This window comes from Hymenobacter sublimis (assembly GCF_023101345.1).
GTDB lineage: Bacteria > Bacteroidota > Bacteroidia > Cytophagales > Hymenobacteraceae > Hymenobacter > Hymenobacter sublimis.
Map to the genome: position 1 here is coordinate 2,239,089 of NZ_CP095848.1, position 15,239 is coordinate 2,254,327.

General features: G+C 59.6%; 12 protein-coding genes. 5 read left to right on the plus strand and 7 right to left on the minus strand.

Features of this window, described 5'->3' with window-relative positions:
- Positions 1-128: 128 nt before the first annotated feature.
- Complete coding sequence (locus MWH26_RS09435) at positions 129-410, plus strand: hypothetical protein (RefSeq protein WP_188558976.1); 282 nt, start codon at positions 129-131, stop codon at positions 408-410.
- 162 nt (positions 411-572) lie between these two features.
- The gene (locus MWH26_RS09440) at positions 573-809 is read left to right on the plus strand and encodes a hypothetical protein (RefSeq protein WP_244696358.1); all 237 of its coding nucleotides are present in this window, start codon (positions 573-575) and stop codon (positions 807-809) included.
- 93 nt (positions 810-902) lie between these two features.
- Here the strand turns inward: MWH26_RS09440 and MWH26_RS09445 are convergent, their stop codons facing one another.
- Together MWH26_RS09445 and MWH26_RS09450 are read right to left on the minus strand one after the other, a co-directional pair.
- Positions 903-1,982 (minus strand): DNA polymerase beta superfamily protein, encoded by a 1,080-nt coding sequence (locus MWH26_RS09445; protein ID WP_247977012.1) that lies wholly within the window; start codon positions 1,980-1,982, stop codon positions 903-905.
- Between the two features lie 158 nt (positions 1,983-2,140).
- Positions 2,141-2,896 (minus strand): nucleotidyltransferase domain-containing protein, encoded by a 756-nt coding sequence (locus MWH26_RS09450; RefSeq protein WP_247977013.1) that lies wholly within the window; start codon positions 2,894-2,896, stop codon positions 2,141-2,143.
- Positions 2,897-3,169: 273 nt separating this feature from the next.
- Here MWH26_RS09450 and MWH26_RS09455 point away from each other — a divergent pair, with 273 nt between their 5' ends.
- Positions 3,170-4,888, plus strand: a complete 1,719-nt coding sequence (locus tag MWH26_RS09455; protein ID WP_247977014.1) for a M28 family metallopeptidase — start codon at positions 3,170-3,172, stop codon at positions 4,886-4,888.
- A gap of 68 nt (positions 4,889-4,956) precedes the next feature.
- Positions 4,957-5,775, plus strand: coding sequence for a YwqG family protein (locus MWH26_RS09460; protein WP_247977015.1), 819 nt, complete (start codon positions 4,957-4,959; stop codon positions 5,773-5,775).
- A 131-nt stretch (positions 5,776-5,906) separates the two neighbouring features.
- Here the strand turns inward: MWH26_RS09460 and MWH26_RS09465 are convergent, their stop codons facing one another.
- The 4 genes from MWH26_RS09465 to MWH26_RS09480 form a co-directional block, all read right to left on the minus strand.
- Complete coding sequence (locus MWH26_RS09465) at positions 5,907-6,695, minus strand: NIPSNAP family protein (protein ID WP_247977016.1); 789 nt, start codon at positions 6,693-6,695, stop codon at positions 5,907-5,909.
- A 65-nt stretch (positions 6,696-6,760) separates the two neighbouring features.
- Positions 6,761-9,361: a polynucleotide kinase-phosphatase gene (locus tag MWH26_RS09470; RefSeq protein ID WP_247977017.1), complete on the minus strand. Its 2,601-nt coding sequence runs from the start codon at positions 9,359-9,361 to the stop codon at positions 6,761-6,763.
- Positions 9,362-9,681: 320 nt separating this feature from the next.
- Positions 9,682-11,664 (minus strand): OmpA family protein, encoded by a 1,983-nt coding sequence (locus MWH26_RS09475; protein WP_247977018.1) that lies wholly within the window; start codon positions 11,662-11,664, stop codon positions 9,682-9,684.
- A 112-nt stretch (positions 11,665-11,776) separates the two neighbouring features.
- Positions 11,777-13,207 (minus strand): 3' terminal RNA ribose 2'-O-methyltransferase Hen1, encoded by a 1,431-nt coding sequence (locus MWH26_RS09480; protein WP_247977019.1) that lies wholly within the window; start codon positions 13,205-13,207, stop codon positions 11,777-11,779.
- Between the two features lie 669 nt (positions 13,208-13,876).
- On the opposite strand from MWH26_RS09480, the gene MWH26_RS09485 reads away from it, so the two are divergent.
- Positions 13,877-14,437 (plus strand): hypothetical protein, encoded by a 561-nt coding sequence (locus tag MWH26_RS09485; RefSeq protein WP_247977020.1) that lies wholly within the window; start codon positions 13,877-13,879, stop codon positions 14,435-14,437.
- A 76-nt stretch (positions 14,438-14,513) separates the two neighbouring features.
- Here the strand turns inward: MWH26_RS09485 and MWH26_RS09490 are convergent, their stop codons facing one another.
- Positions 14,514-15,029, minus strand: coding sequence for an NUDIX domain-containing protein (locus MWH26_RS09490; RefSeq protein WP_247977021.1), 516 nt, complete (start codon positions 15,027-15,029; stop codon positions 14,514-14,516).
- Between the last annotated feature and the right edge of the window lie 210 nt (positions 15,030-15,239).

The following is a 15,239-nucleotide window of genomic DNA, read 5'->3' on the forward strand; positions in this document are numbered from 1 at the left end:
GTGCTTTAATCGGGCACATTCCACAATCCACTGCTGACTTTTTTTGCGTACTGCCCGTATTCTGGCCGAATAGTTGCCGTCCGGAGTCCTACTTTTGCCTCCCCATTTGCGGCTTTACTTCTTTTGATATGCCTAGACTTTTCCTACTTCTCTGGCTGATGCTGATGGCATTGGTTGATGTGAGCCCAGCCCTGGGTCAGGGCGGCCCGGCAGCCCGCGCCAAAATGCGCGGCAAAACCTACGTGCACCGCCCCAATTACCGCACCTATAAAGGAGGAGGCCGCCGGGCCCGCAAGAAGCGCACGGCCCGCTACCGGCAGCGGTGGTACCAGATCTGGCGCAAACGGAAAAGAACTACAACTCCGGCCCCCAAGCAGCCCTCGCGCAACCAAACCATTGGTGGAGGCTAGCGGCAAGCTGCTATAAGTCATTAGTAACCGGCCTTTCTCATCTTCGTGATGGGAAAGGCCGATTTTTGTAACCTGGGGCCTAGAACACTAGTTCGGCCCGGGGGTCCGCACAATTTTTTGCCGATGCCTGAGTTAGTAGGCTGGACCTAACCTGTTTGGCCTATGACCCGGATCGTGCTTTTGTTGGTTGCGCTGTTGATGATTGGCGTGGCCGAACCCGTTGATGCCGCCCGCCCTACCCGGTACGCCCGGGCTAAGATGCGCGGCAAAACCTACACCCACCGCCCCTTCTACAAGCGCTATAAGGGCCGCAAAACCAGTAAGAAGCGTTTCTCGCTGCTGCGGCAGAAATCCCGCTCCCAATCCACTTATAAAGTAGGCCGGCACTCGACGCGGTAACTTTTTACTTCCAACGCCACGGCCCGTTTTCCGGCACTACTTCCCAATGCTTACCGCAACGGAGGTACCGGAAAACGGGCCGTGGCGTTAGGGCTAGCGGCCGGCCTGGGCATACCAGGTTCGCCGCACCTGGCGCAGCAGGTGCTCGGCCGCGGCCTGGTTGGGGGCGTCGGGCAGCGCAGAGGTGGCAAAGGCGGCCTCCACCCGATCTACCAGGGCCTCAGCTTCGGCTACCAACTCATCGTAGGCAAACTCGCCGCGGCGGATTTGCAGCAGAAACGCACGGTCGGGGCGGCGCACGTGCAGTTGGCTCGTGGTGGCAATTTCCTCGGCCATGCGTAGCAGCCTAAACACGTGGAGCATATTTTTAGCGTCGTAATTTTTGCCGTGCTGCACGGTATTCTGGTAGCGCTCCGGATTACGCTTCTGCTCCCATTCTTGGTAGTCGCGGTACACGCGGCAGTAGGTGCTGTAGCCGTTGCGGTTAAAGCTGAGGTAGGCGACTGGCATTTCCCCTTTCGGCACGGCCGAGAGCTGCACATCCTGGGAAGTTTCCGGGTCGCGCACCAGGCCCCGGTAGCCGTGGCGCTGGTCGGGCGTTTCATCCACGAACAGGGCGTATAAGTCACTGAGATGATTCACGTTGGCTAGTCCGCACTGGCTGGCAGCGTAGCCGCGCCGGCTAAGCCACGTAGCTACTAGTTGGGCCCCAGCGCCTACCGTTACGTAGCAAAAATCCAGCACCGACTTGCGCTGGGGCGGCTCGGGGTGGTTGATTTTTTTGTTCAGGCCCCGCGCCTTCCGGATCTGCGCCACGGCGTACTCGGCGAAGCTCTGGCGGCACAGCTTAGACAGGAAGTCCTCGGCCCGGAATGCCTCGAAAAGGGGGTGCCGGTACACTACGTAATCCGCAGGAGTACCCAGCAGCTCTAGTACTGTAGGGTTGCTTTTGAGCAGTAACTCCACGAAGCGGCGCAGCTCATAGAATACTTCGTCGTTGGTGTCATTGGCTACCTGAGGCACGTACGTGAGGCCGTAAAACTCCGCTTCGGGCAAAATAAATACGCCTTTCAGGTCAGTATCGGAGTGGGGCAGGTTGGTGCCATAGGCGCGGCTGCCACTGATGGCTTCAAATAAAATCAGGCCGCGTTGGCGCAGGTCGGCAATGGTCATAAATAGGCGGGGCGGGACTGGTGGTATTGAACGTCATATAGATGCGCCACTACTGCTTCTCTTGGTTGCGAAATTTGCGTAAGTAGCGCCCTTTTCTGATAAGCATCAATCTGATACCGAGACGTGAAATGTCGCGTTTCTACGGCCGTTTCAGGGTTCTACAGCCAGGCCCGAAACAGGTCGTTCAGGGCGGGCGTCGGGTTGGCCGGCCGACTAATGGGCAACTGTTCACGGGCCGCCAGGGCTACGGTGTACTCGGCTTGGAGGAAGGCGACCAGCGCGGCAGGCCGCTCCACGGTAGTTTTTTCGTTGGCGGTAGCTTTCCGAGCCAGCAGTTCCTCCACGGTGCTGTTTAGGGCGGAGGGCAGCAGTTGCCGCAGCTGCCCAAATTCCATCGGGGGCACTTCGGTGGGGCGCTGCTGAATCCAGCGGGCGGCCAGTGTGGAACGTAAGGCGTAAAATAACCGCTTCAGGCGTACGTCTTCCGCAGGTAGGTCTTCTTCCACCCCACGTCGCATCAGGCCGATGTAGTGGTTAAAGCCAGCGCGGGCATTCCAGCAGGACGGCAGCAGCGGCGCCAGCGCCGCTCGAAACCCGGTTGCCTCCCGGTACACCACCGGCGATTGAAGCCACTCGAACAGGGCCGCGTTGGAGCCGCGCAACAGCTTCAGGGTTTTGCGTAGCTCCCAGCCGGCTAGGTCCAACTCCTCATCCACTGGAAAGTTGAGCGTATCGGGTTCCTCATCCAAGGTTTGGTACCACTCGGCGGGGTGGCTGTAGATAAAGCGCACGTCGTAGTCAGAGTCTGGCGAGGGAAATCCCCAGGCCCGGCTACCCGACTCGCAGGCGTAGAGGACGCGAATACCGTGGGTGGTTTCGAGCTGGGTAATAGCTTTTTGGATGCGAGAGAGCATAATCGGAAGATAATTACCGGGGTGTAAGCAGGGTGCGCAAAGAACGGTGCTACCAGTGGAAGCTCGGCGCTGCTTCCGTTCTATTTTTGCCGACTCAACCCGTTTTAATCTTCCGGCTAACCTGAAAACCCATCACCAAATTCTCTGCTGCCATACAATGGGTCGGCCGTGTACAAGGGCCACCATTTGGTTCGGGTACCCGACTAATCGTTTGTGATGCTTCCCCGAACAATGTTTTATATTTCCCACTGCTGCCTTCCCAGTACCCTAAAGATGATGCCCTTCTCTACTTTTTCTCTCCTACCGGCTGGCCTGCTGTTTGGCCTCGTTCTGGCGGCCTGCCAGTCTCAGAACGCGTCTACCACTTCCTCAACGCCAGCAGTGGCTACGGCGGAAGTTGGCGCGACTACCCCCACTACTCCCGCTGAAGCCATCAGCGCCGCCACGATTGGCCGGTATTTGCAGGCCGTTTCCTCGGATGAGATGCTGGGCCGCAAGCCGTTCACCCTGGGTGAGCAGCGCAGCACCCAGTATCTGGCCGACGAATTCAAGCGCCTGGGGTTGCAGCCCGGCCCGGGTGGCTCCTACTTCCAGCCCGTACCCCTGGTCGAAATTACCGGTACGCCCGCGCCTACCCTCCACATTAAGGGCAAAGGTCAGCCCCTGAGCTTCCAGTACAAAACTGATTTCGTGACGTTTACCCAGCGCGAGCAGCCGCAGGTGAGCGTCAGCAACTCCGCGCTAGTGTTTGCCGGCTACGGCGTGGTGGCGCCCGAGTACGGCTGGGACGATTACGCCGGCCTCGACGTGAAGGGCAAAACGGTGGTGGTGCTGGTGAATGACCCCGGCAATGCGGGCAACGACACCACCTTGTTCAAGGGCAAGGCCATGACCTACTACGGCCGCTGGACCTACAAATACGAGGAAGCGGCCCGCCACGGCGCCGCCGGCGTGCTCATCGTGCACGACACCAAGCCGGCCGCCTACCCCTGGTCGGTGGTGCTGAGCGGGGCCGTCAGCCCTAAGCTGCGCGCCCAAACCGCTAACAACGGCGCCGACAAGTGCGCCCTGGAAGGCTGGCTGACCCTGGACGCGGCTAAGAAGCTGTTCCAGGCCGCCGGCCAGAGCTATGAGCAGCTCTATGCCGCCGCCAATACCAAAGGCTTCCGGCCCCGGCCGCTGGGCGGGCTCACCCTCACGGGCAGCATCCAGAACAAGCTCCGCCGCCAGACCTCGCGCAACGTGCTGGCTGTGCTACCGGGCACCACCCGCCCCGATGAGTACATCATCTACTCGGCCCACTGGGACCATTTTGGGGTAGGCAAAGCCATTGCCGGCGACTCCATCTACAACGGAGCGGTGGACGACGGCACTGGTTTGGCGGCCCTGCTCAGCATTGCCGAAGCGTTCCAGAAAGCGCCGCAGAAGCCGGAGCGCAGCATCGTGTTTCTGGCCGTCACGGCCGAGGAACAGGGCCTGCTGGGCTCGGCCTACTACGCCCAGCACCCGCCCTACCCCTTAAACAAAACCGTAGCCGACCTGAACATGGACATGCTCTGGCCCTACGGCCAGATGAAGGACCTCACGGTTATCGGCTACGGGCAGTCGGAGCTGGAGGACTACGCCCGCGCCGCGGCCCGGGAGCAGGACCGCTACATCCTACCCGATCAGCAGCCCGAAACCGGCATGTTCTACCGCTCCGACCACTTCAACTTTGCCCACGTGGGCGTGCCCTCCCTCTACGCCAGCGGCGGTTTCGAGAGCCGCACCCGCGGCAAGGACTACATTGCCCAGCAGCGCCAGAATTACACCACGAACATGTACCACAAGCCCGCCGACCAGTTTGACCCCAGCTGGGACCTCGCGGGTATTGCCCAGGACGCCCAGCTCTACTTCCGCGTGGGCCAGCGCCTGGCCGCCGAAACTACGTTCCCGCAGTGGCGGGCCGGCTCGGAGTTCAAAGGTGCGCGTGACAAGAGCATGGGCAAGTAAATAGTGCTTTCAAATAGTATATACTACCTGCTATAACACCGCACGTGATAAAGAGAAAGTTAATTGAGATGTTGAAAGAGCTAGAGCTTCTTCAGCATTGGGAGAAAATCAAATCAGTAAGTCAACCTTGTATACGGCTACACTTAGCGCCTGAAGAAGAGGAAGATATTCCTATTGGCAACTCTAAAATGGGTGGTATACCAGACCTACCGCCAGGCTGTCAGTGGCCGACCGAGCAGGACCCGGAAAAGCCTCTTTCCTTTATTGCCCAGATCAATCTTGCTGAAGTAAGTGTTTACGATGAGCAAGGATTACTGCCCCACCAAGGACTTCTATCCTTTTTTTATTCGGCCGATCAGGAGGCTTGGGGATACGATAGCAAACACAGAGACAAATTCAAGGTTCTGTATTACGAAGGCTCACCCAGTGAGCTTCACCGCGTCTCTTTTCCCGATACGCTGGAAGAAGACGCTCAATTCGAGGCTTGCACACTTATTCCGCAGTTGGAAATCAGTTTACCCTCCTGGGATAATAATCTACTCAATTTTCTAACCGAGAGTGAACAGGATAACCTGTTTGGATTGGAAGAAGGAAACACAAACAAGCTGTTTGGCCACGCTGACACCATTCAGGGCTCCATGGAACTGGAGTGCGAGTTGGTCACGAATGGCATCTATTGTGGTGACCCATCGGGGTATGCCTCGCCTCAAGCAAAAGCACTGGAGCCAAATGCAGGCAATTGGCGACTTTTATTGCAAGTTGATAGCAATGAGGACGAATGCGGTATGATGTGGGGCGACGCAGGCAGACTCTACTTCTGGATTAGAGAACAAGACTTAAAAACCCAGAATTTCGACGCCAGTTGGGTTATTCTACAATGTTATTGATAGAGGCAAACTAACAGCCCTGAAAGGTCTACAGAAAACAAAACCTCAGCGACTGTAGAGTTTGCTGAGGTTTTGTTTTCTGTGCAAACGAAAATTCTGGTAGTTGCTGCGGTTACAGCCCGCTACCTTACTCAAAGCCCCGAATACTGCGTGGGGCGCAGAAACACGATGTCGATGTGCGACACGTTGTTCTGGTACTCGGGCAGGCTGGAAAGTTTCTTCCACTCGGGGTCGTTGCCGAAGGCTTTCCAGTGCGCTTCCCGGGCTTGCAGGTTTGCAAAAGAGGTCATGTACAGCAGGTTCGGCATTTTGGAACCGAAAACCACTTCCCCGTAGAAAATAGCATTGAAGCCCAGCCGGGAAAACAGCTTGATTTCCCCGCCGGCGTTAAACATCCGCACTTTATTGCGGAATAGCTTCTCGCTGGCACCCTCGTAGCTCCGCAGTTCATACACCCGTTCGTTTTTGGGTCCGGTGAGCTGCGGGGGCGTTAGGATGGTCATTTGCTCGAAGGGCTTGATAAAAACTGTTTCCAAGCGGCTGTACGCCGGGGCAGTATGGGCCGCGTTACTGTAGGCGCCTCCGGTAGCCAGCAGTTTGGTGGTGGTTTCCTGGCTTACTTTCTCCCACTGCTTCAAGGACGAGTACGGGGTCAACACATAGATTTTTCTGTCAGCGGCCGTGTCGTTACCCAGTGGTTTAAACACGCCGATAGTAGTGATACCGGCGGCGCGCAGCACGGGTATATAGTGGTGCTGGAGGAAACTGTCAATTACCGCCTCCTGCCGGCTGGTTTTCAGGTGGTACACCTTGAGTTCCATGTAGGCGGGCCGCGTTGCTACGGCCGTAGCCGTAGCATTTTCCCTACCTACTCCGAAGCCCAAGAGAAGTGTAAAAATCAGGAAGTGAAGCTGTTTCATAGACTTGAGAAGGCTAATTAATCAGGAGGAAATAACACGGTATTAAGTAAGCGCCGGTCTACTTCTCACAGCCGTGGGTCTACGGCCTCACTTTCCAGGGCCAGTACCCCGAACACGCACTGGTGCACCTCCCGCAGCGGAGCCCCGGCCACGAAGCGCTCCAGGCCTTCTACACCGAGGGCAAACTCGCGCAGGGCCAGGTTGCGCTTGGCCTTGACGGCCCGCTCGCGCAGGCGCTCCAAGTTGCCGGGCAGCAGGTAGTCGGGGCCGTAGATGATGCGCAGGTACTCGCGGCCGCGGCACTTGAGGGCCGGCTGCACCAGGTGCTGGCGGCCACTCGGGATGAAGTCGTAGGGCTTGACCACCATGCCTTCGCCCCCGGCCCCGGTGAGGTCGGTCCACCATTGGGTAGCAGCTTCCACGTCGGCAATATTCTGAAGGTTCACCACGCGGTAGGGAGTGGCCCGGAGCAGCGCCTCGTCGGCGAGACAGATGCTGCGTAGGGTTTCCATGTGCCAGGCGTGGTCCTTGTCGAAATAGGTGCGGCCCTCGGTCGCCAGCAGATGGAAAGGCGCCAGGCGCAGATCAGAGAGGCTTTCCACGGGCCAGCAGTAGCGGCGGTAGGCCTGGGCGTAGTGCTCGGCGGCCGCTTGGCGGGACGTGGCGCGGGCCAACAAGGCTTCGACCCCGTCAAGGCCCCGGGAACTGGCCTGACTAAGCACGGCTACGGTTTCGGGTAGCGCAGCCGTAGCCGCGGCGGCCACGGCCGCGTACTGGCTCTTGATCAGCTCCTGAGCCTTGGCCGACCAGGGCAGTAGCTCCGCATCCAGGCAGAGCCAGTCGGTCTGAAACCGCTCCCAGAAACCGGCGGTAGTCAGCGCCTCTTGCAGGCGAGCAAGGAAAGCGGCTTCCAGGGCGGCATCGGTGAAGAAGTTGCGGCCAGTGCGGGTGTAGCACTTGCCCGGCCCCTCGCCCACCACCCCAAAACGGCGGCGAGCCGCGGCCTCGTCGCGGGCCAGCACCACTACCACGCGGCTGCCCATGTGCTTTTCCTCGCAGACTACCCGCTCCAGGCCCTGACGCCGGAAGTAGTCGAAGGCTTCGGCGGGGTGCTCTAGCAAGTCGGGCAGGGCCGAGGTTTCCGAAGGGCTCATGGTGGGCGGCAGGTAGAGCAGCCACTTGGGGTTCAGAGCAAAGCGCGACATCACCTCCAGGGCAGCCGCCGCGTTTTCCTCCCGAATAGTTACCGAGGGCAGCAGGCGGGTTTTAATAATTTGCTTGCCCGTCACGTCGCGGATGTCCAATAAATCGTCGTGCTGCTGCTGGGCGGTGAGCTGGGCCACGTCGGCAGCTACTTCGGCCGGGCGTAGCGGCCGCACCGGCTCGCAGTACACCTGGGCGGCGGGTACGGCTACCAGTTCCCGCTCGGGGTAGCGCAGGGCCGTGAGGCGGCCGCCGAACACGCAGCCGGTGTCAATGTCGATGGTGTTGTTGAGCCATTCGGGCTCCGGCACGGGCGTGTGGCCGTACACCACCATGGCGCGGCCGCGGTACTCCGAGGCCCAGTTGTAGCGCACGGGCAAACCAAACTCGTCGATTTCGCCGGTCGTCTCACCGAACAAAGCAAAGGCCCGCACGGCACCCGAGCCCCTACCCTGCATTTCCTCGCGCATGCCGGCGTGGGCGACGACCAGCTTGCCCCCATCGAGCACATAATGGCTCACGAGGCCATCTAGGAACTGTCGCACCTGGCTCTTAAATGCCTCCGACTCGGGAGCCAGCTGGGCCACCGTTTCGGCAAAACCGTGCTTTTCGGCTACCTGCTTGCCGTTTAGGTAGCGCAGCAGCTTGATGTCGTGGTTGCCGGGCACGCACAGGGCCTGGCTGCCCTGCACCATGCTCATGACCAGCCGCAACACCTGGGGCGAGGCGGGACCCCGGTCAACCAAATCGCCCAGGAACAGGGCGCGACGGCCGGCGGGGGCCGTTACACGCACACCCAAGTCGCGGGGGTCCTGGGCTGGCTCGGTCTGCACGACGTAACCCATTTGGGTAAGCAGCTGCACCAACTCCTCATAGCAGCCGTGCACGTCCCCAATGATGTCGAAGGGCCCCGTGTCTTGCTTGCGGTTGCTGTACAGCGGGTCGCGGACGATGGTTTGTACGGCGTCCACTTCTTCGGGACCATGCAGGTGGTAAACGTGGCGGAAGCCCTCCTGCTTGAGGGTTTTGAGGCTACGGCGTAGCTGCTGGCGCTGCTGGGGCACTACATGGCGGCCCAGGTGCCGACGTTCGGGGCGGGCCTGGTTGCGGTCCTCGGCCACGCGGTCGGGCACGTCGAGGATGATGGCCGTGGGCAGCACGTGGTAGTCGCGGGCAAGCTGCACGAGGGTTTTGCGGGCCTCGGGCTGCACGTTGGTGGCATCTACTACCGTTAAGAGGCCACGCTTTAGGCGCAGGCCCACTAGGTAGTGCAGCAGGGCAAAGGCCTCCGGCGTGGCCGACTGGTCGTTTTCATCATCGGCCACCAGGGCCCGGCAGTGGTCCGACGACACAATTTCGGTGGCCTGAAACAGGCGACGAGCAAACGTAGATTTGCCCGCGCCCGAGGTGCCAATGAGCAACACCAGGGAGAGTTCGGGAAGTTTAAGGGAGGTCAGGGGCATACGATGACGAAAACAGAATTATAGCTTACTAAATGCAGCCTAGACTGATATATCTGCGCATAGTAATCAATAGACGCCCGAATAAAGCAACTACGAACGATATACGAACTTGGAGCCAGCGCCCGAGAAGACTAGCAGCATATGGACTATCGAAGGCCTATTTAACAAAAGGATACATTCAAGCACAAGCACATTCACCATCAATCTGTTATTGGCATACTGAAACTATATCCAAATCGAACAAAAGGGTATAAACCGAGAAATAGCCTACGGGATTTCTAAACGAGAAGCCTAAACTAGCTTTTCGTGGGCACTAGTTGCTACCTCCCCGTTACCCGAAACTCCACGCGGCGGTTGAGTTGGCGGGTAGCTTCCCGCTCGTTGCTGGCCCGGGGCTCGGCCCCGCCCAGACCCTGGCCCGTAATACGGGTCGCCGCTATGCCGTGGCGCACGAGGTAGGCTTTTACGGTAGCTACCCGCCGCTCGCTGAGCTGCACGTTTTTCTCCGCAGAGCCTACGTTGTCGGTGTGGCCGCGCAGCTCAATGGTGAGGCTGGGGGTTTCCGTGAGCAGCTGCAGCAGCTTTTTCAGGGCCGGATATGAGGACGAGAGCAGCCGGGCACTCCCCTGCTCAAAGCGGACTTTATCTAGTCCCAGGGTGGTGCCAACAGTGAGTGGTTGCAGCAGTACATCCTGCCCGTAGGGGCCGGCGTAGGTGGCATAGGTGCTGTCGAGGGGTAGGTAGCCGGGCAGGCGCACCTGGGCCGCGGCCGGGCGGCCAGGCTCCACCAGATACGAAAATGCGCCCTGGGCCGTGAGCGGCACCGTCGTTTCGGCCCCGGCCGGCCCGAGGCGCAACCGGGCCTGGGGCAAGGGCTGATACGTAGTGGCATCCAACACCCGGCCCCGCCAGACGCCGGTAGCGGGCAAGCCAGCTGATGGCGGCGCTGCTCCGACTAGCGGGGGCTCCCGGCGAAACACGTTACAGCCGGCCAGGTCCGTGTAAATGCCCCGGCGCACTAACTCCGCCTCGCCCCGACTCATATTTACCCGGTACAGGGCTTTCGGGCCGGCCATATACAGCCAGCGCCGGCCCCGTTCGTCTTTCTGGAACAGCAGGTCGCTGTAGCCGCCCCGCTCCGGTAGCCCCGTGGGAACAATCAGCTGGGGGCCGGGCTGGCGGGTGGCAAGGTCAACGCTCATCAGGGAGCCGTCGGTGCTATACACTTGGTAAAGAACTTGGGCCTCGTCGAGGCAGAAATTACCGTGAGAGCCCGCCCCGGCAAAGCCTATTTTGGGGTAAAACGGCGCCTGCCGCTGCGGGTCCGCGGTCCAGAGCACCGTTACCAGCCCATCGGTGGGGTTTACCTTCACCAGCTTGCTGGCATCCGAAGTCATAAAGTAGAGGTGTCCCTGCTCGTCGGTGGCGGCCGAAATCCAGACGTTTTCGGGGCCCTGGGCCGGTAGTTGCCAGCGGGTGTACTCGCCCTGGCCGGTAGCGGGGTTGTAGCGGTACACCCGCTCAGGCGCGTTGGTAGGCGACTTGGTGACCGAGTAGAGGCAGTTATCGAAGCCCTTGGCCAGGGCGTACGACTGGAAAGGCAATACCCGCCGGTGCACCTTAGGCCGGGCGGAAAGATCGGCGCCCGCAAACTCGTGAATGGTCTGGCAGTCATCTTCCCAGATGTCGTTAGTATAGCGCAGGGCGGCAATACCGTACATTTTATCGTCGCAGGGCTGAGGGGTAGCGCCGGGGTGGCCGGGAGCATCGGCAGTGAAGCGAAACGACTTTAGCACCTGCTCGCCTTCCGCAAGGTGACGGGCATCCTGGGTAACTGGGGCCTGATATTCCAGCCGAAACTCAACATCGGCGCGCCTGATGCGGCGGCCCACCACGCGAATGCGCGGCGCCGGGGCCGGGGCCGCGGCGTAGGTATACTGGTACTGCACTTCCGGATACCCAGTGGCCGCGCGCCGGCGCAGCTGCTGAACGTGGCCCTGCGGCAGTTGTTGCAAGGCCTGCCACACCGAGTCTGGGGGGTTGGGGGCCGGGTGGCTACTCAGGCCGGGGTGCGCTTCAGCGGGTAGGGAATGGCGGGTAATTGTTACCCGGGCCAGCCCGGGCGCTCCGGGGGCAACGAACCGTATTTCAGCCGGGTGGCTGGCGGGTTGTAGCTGCCAGGATGCGGGGTAAGTGAGCTGGTAGCGGGCCACCGTATCAGTATAAAGCTGCCGCGCCGCCGGCTCCTGAGCGTAGAGCTGCAGCCAGCAGAGCACCAGGGCCAGCGTCAGCAAAACCTTCATAAGCCAGTTAGTAAGCGAAGAGCACCGCCCCAAAGGTAAAAAAGCCGCGGCTCATGGCCCCTATCCCAGCAGCCATGGGCCGCCCACAACCAGAACGCCCGCTCCCCGGGGCTTACCGCTCAAACACGGCCAGCTGTGAGGGCGCGCCCACCTCGGCCACCACGGGGCCCAGCGGCTCCACGCGCACCCGGTAGCCGTGGCGTTCTGCTACGCCGGCGGCCCACCCGGCAAACTGCGCCTGGGTCCACTCGAAGCGGTGGTCAAGGTGGCGGAATTGGCCGGCGGCCAGGGTGTCGTACTGCTGGTTGTAGTCGGCGTTGGGGGTAGTGATGAGCACGACGCCGGGCCGGGCGCGGGCAAACACAACCTGCTCAAAGGTAACCAGCCGACTTTCGTCCAGGTGTTCAATGACTTCCACCACGGCGGCCGCATCGTAGCCAGCCAGGCGGGGGTCGTGGTAGAGCACGGAACCCTGGGCCAGAGTCAGCCGCTCCCGCTGGCGCGGGGGCATTTCGGTCACGTGCAGGCGCTGCTGGGCCCGCTCCAACTCCCGCCACGATACATCCAGGGCCAGAATGTGCTCTACGTGCGGAATCTGCAGCAGCCGGCGTACTAGCTTGCCTTCCCCGCACCCCAGGTCGAGGACGCGCTTGGCCCCGAGGCGCCGGATTTCCTCAGCTACGCGGTCCAGGCGCAGATCGTGCAGGCTGTGCTTGTCGGCGGCTACCTTTTCCTCAAATTCAGTAGTCTGGGTGGCATTTTCTGCCAGTGGCATAGGCAGCTCGGCCGTATCGTCGGCCACATCTTCCTCACTCCGTAGTAAGCGCTCCAGCGTCGGGTTTACGTAGGCGCTAAACCGCAGGTAGCGCCGCGTAATAAACTCCCGCTCGGGGTGGCGGGGTAGCCACTCGCCGCCGCGGTGCAGGAGCTTCTCCGCTTCGGCCCTGCCAATCCAGTAGTGCTTGTTATTATCCAGCACCGGAATCAGCACGTAGAGGTGAGACAGCAGATCTTGTAGGCGCACGCCGGCGTGGCGCAAATGCAGCGTAAAGTAGCGGCTATTGCCCCATTCTGGCACTGTAGGGTCCAGGAGGTGGGCTTCCGTTTCTACCTCATAGCCTAGGGGAGCGAACAGGCGCTGCAACTGCTCGGCGCTAGCGGCGGGCATTACGGCAATGGTAGCAGCCAGGGGCAATAAGGCGTCGGGTAGCTCGGGGCGGTCCTTGCAAGTCCCGTTCATGGCCGTGTTGAAGGCCTTGGCCAGCGCCGCACTCAGGAAGGACGAGGCCACGTAGGGACGGTCGTTTACGTACTGCTCTAGGGCAAAGCCTTCCCCGGCCGGACCGCGGTGGTTGCGCACCAGGGCTACGGGGTCAATGCTAAGCAGCAGGGCCGCGGTGCAGCGTTCAGCGGTGGCTTCGGGATAGAAAACGTGGGCCTGACCAGCTGCTACATCCAGGGTTTGGAGGCGGGCCGGGTTCTTGTGCAGCAGGTAGCCTAGGTCAGTGGCGGGCTGATGAGTAGTCGTAATGGTTAGCAGCATGGGCGTATCGACTTAGGTAGTATGTATAGTACACTACACCTTTACAGGCGGCCAGCAAGATAAAGAGTCACAAAGAATCAGGGACAACACCACGAAGGGCAGTAAGAAGGGCGCGTTTGCTCAGGTTATAGATTCTGCTTCAGCGGGAGGTTGCAAAGCCATTCTGACCGCCCGCTTTGTGACCTTCTGATACTAGCATTACGCTGTTGTTTAACATTTGAGGAAATTAGGAGACTGGTTATTAAAACAATATGCATTATATACAAATGGTTAAAATTGTTTTAACACATCAAACGAGGCGCATTTATTCTTAACGAACCCGCTACCAACTATGTATAGCTGACATTTTTTAACATATGATAAATGAATAGAATAAAACAGTAATATTCATTTGTTAATACAATATTCAAGAGAATAAGTTCTTGCAACACCCATTTTTAAAGTGCTTCGAGTACCTAATATTCTGACTAGAAACGTTTCAACTGGCCTAGCTTTTCACCTTGGCGTGAGCGGGAGTTACTGGGAGAACTAGCGTTAGCCTGTTCGCGTGCGGGGTTTGCCGGGCCCTAGCCTCGGCTGGCCGAAATCATGTCCAAACGGGCCGGGCTATTCTCTATCTTTGTCTTGCCGAACTCCGGCCCCTCTTCTCACCCGCTTGCTACTCCTTCTATGAAGAAATTTTTCCTCCTCTCGGCTCTTCTACTTGGTACGCTGGCCGCCTCGGCGCAGTACATGCCCGGCAAGCCCCGCAAAAAATACGCCTTCCCCAAGAAAGACGAGGAAAGCCCTTACGTGCTCAACGTCACCAAGAACACCGACGAGGACGCCGAAGTAGATGCCTGCGTAACCCGCGTAGCCTACCGCCCCTACGCCGAAATGCTCACCGAAATCAATGAGCTTAAGCGCATGAACAACTGGGCCGACACCACGTATCAGCGTCGGTTTCAGCAGCTACCGGCTGGGGGCTTGCTTACCATCACCATGTACCGCCGGGGAGCCCAGAACGCTGATCCGGCTTACCTGAGCCTGGTAGCCAAAACCAAGGACGGCAAGGAAGTACTGAATCTGGCGGAGCTACCCGCCGGTCAGGGCCGATTCTGGAACCGCGACCTATATATGAGCAAGCGCGCCGTGCCTTTTACCAAAGCCGAGGCTCCGCAGGATGTTTTCCTCACGATTAACGATGCGAAAACCAAGCAGAACTTCGAGTACATCATCAAAGCCCAGTAACTGCGCCGGTTGCTGCCATTCTTAAAAAGCCTGCTCCGGGTGCCGGAGCAGGCTTTTTAATACGTTATACACGTTACTACTTTTTTCGTAGCTGGGCCCACTGCACGGCCACTAGCGTTTTGGCGTCCTCAAATGAGGTTTGCCACAGCTCCTCGGGCCGGAAGAACACAGGCTCAATCTGCTCGTTTTCTGCTGCCAGTCCGCCCCCCTGCCCGGTTTGCTGGCTTACCTCCGCGTAAAAGACGGTGATAACCTCGGCGCTGGTTCCGGGCGAGGGCAGCAGGCGGGCAATCTGCTCCAGATAGTCTACTTCGTAGCCCAGTTCCTCGTGAATTTCCCGGCGAATAGCGGCCGCAGGTTCTTCCTGCCCGTCTACCATGCCGGCGGCCACTTCTACTATGTCTTTTTCGGGGCCGATGCGGTACTGGCGGGTAAGGATGTACTGGTGGGTTTGGGTGTTGTACACCAGCGCGGCCACGGCGGTGCCGGGTTCGAACCGCTCCCGCCGTAACGTGTTGTCGCCATCCTGCACCTGCAGCAAGCTAAGCTTGTAGTGGCCGTCGTAAGCAATTTTGCGGTCGGTAATGTGCATGGGGCGCAAGGAAGTTTTTGAATGGATACGTGAAAAGTAAACGGTTTTACCCAGGCTCTGTGTTACTAGGCTAGTAAAGCGCCTCGCTGAGCCCTGGCAGCTACTTCCAGGCCCTCTGAGCCGCTCCTTTTACGCGCTGCACGCGCATCCGTATAAAAACCCGACCTTTACGGGCTCATTATCTCCCGTGCCATTTCCGCTGCCCGTTGG